Origin of the sequence: Burkholderia sp. LMG 13014, from assembly GCF_905232215.1 — a bacterium.
In the GTDB taxonomy this organism is placed as follows: Bacteria; Pseudomonadota; Gammaproteobacteria; order Burkholderiales; family Burkholderiaceae; genus Burkholderia.
This window is the reverse complement of record NZ_CAJNKE010000958.1, coordinates 1-1,484: the sequence shown is the minus strand read 5'-3', so window position 1 is coordinate 1,484 and position 1,484 is coordinate 1. Positions and strand designations below refer to the sequence as shown.

Here is a 1,484-nt window from a genome sequence, read left to right as displayed (position 1 = left end):
ATCGCGCCGTGGAACGTGCCGGTCGTGCTGCTGCTTCTGAAGGTCGCGCCCGCGTTGCACGCGGGCAACACGGTTGTCGCGAAACCGTCGGAACACACGCCGCTGTCGACGCTGCGCGTCGCGTCGATTCTCGGTCCCGCCTTCCCGCCCGGCGTGCTGAACGTGATCGCCGGGCCTGGCTCGACCGGCGCCCGGTTGGCGGCGCATCCGCAAGTCCGGCTCGTCACCTTCACCGGCAGCGTCGCCACCGGCAAGCGGCTGTATGCGTCCGGCGCGGACGACGTGAAACGGCTCACGCTCGAACTCGGCGGCAACGACGCGGCGATCGTGCTCGACGACGCGGATCCGCAAGCGATCGCCGAGCCGCTCTTCTGGGGCGCATTCTGGAACAGCGGCCAGGTCTGTTTCGCGATCAAGCGGCTGTACGTGCACGAGCGCGTATTCGAACCGCTGCTGGCCGCGCTCGTCGCGCGCGCGCAACGCACCGTTGTCGGACCCGGGCTCGAACCGGCGAGCGAACTCGGGCCGTTGACGACGCGCGAGCAGTTCGACCGCGTGCAGGCGCTCGTCGACCACGCGCGGGCGCGCGGCGCCCGTATCCACGCCGGCGGCGTACCGCTCGAACGCGCGGGCTTCTTCTATCCGCCGACGCTCGTCACGCACGTCGGCATCGGCGATGCGCTCGTCGACGAAGAACAGTTCGGCCCCGTGCTGCCGCTGATTCCATTCCACGATCCGGAAGACGCGATCGCGGCCGCGAACGCGAGCCGCTACGGGCTCGGCGCGTCGGTGTGGTCGCGCTCCGTCGACCGCGCGCTTGCGGTCGCACGGCGGCTCGAAGCGGGCCTCGTGTGGGTCAATCAGCATGGCGAAATCCTGCCGGGCGCCCCGAAGGGCGGCCACAAGTGGAGCGGCCTCGGATACGAAGGCGGCGCGCGCGGCTACGACCAGTTCAGCGAACTGCAGGTCGTCAACGTCGCGCGCGGATGAGCGCGCGACACCCTTTCCGGAGAACAACGATGTCACATCAATCCCAACCGGCGCGCGGCAACGGATGGTCCGTCGCGCTCGTGCTGACGTTCGCGGTGCTGATCGCCGCATGCCACGGCAAGACGATCGTCCTCGTCACCGATATCGCGCACGCGTATCACGTCAGCCCCGCGCACGCGAGCTGGGTCGTGTCGGCCGTCGCGGTGGTCGCAGCCATCGGCTCGCCGTTCGTCAACTGGGCCGTTGCCGAGATCGGCGAGCGGCGCGCGATCGCGTTCGGGCTCGTCGTCGCGGCGCTCTGCAGTTTCGCGGAAAGCCGCGCGAACGACTTTTCGACGCTCGTCGCGCTGCGCGTCGTCGAGGGCGTCGGCTACATCAGCGTCGTGCTCGCCGCGCTCGCGCTGCTGATTCACCTGACCGCCGGCCGGCAACGCACGACCGCACTCGCATTCTGGTCGGTCGCGTCGCCGCTCGGCGGCGCGCTCGCGATCTTC

Annotated in this window: 2 protein-coding genes; both read left to right on the top strand. The window is 70.0% G+C overall.

What is annotated here, in order from left to right:
• A partial coding sequence (locus JYJ84_RS36505; protein ID WP_205190286.1) for an aldehyde dehydrogenase family protein occupies positions 1–990 on the top strand: 990 nt, incomplete at its 5' end.
• 29 nt (positions 991–1,019) lie between these two features.
• Positions 1,020–1,484, top strand: a 465-nt coding sequence (locus tag JYJ84_RS36500; RefSeq protein WP_205190285.1) for an MFS transporter, incomplete at its 3' end; no start/stop codon positions are given.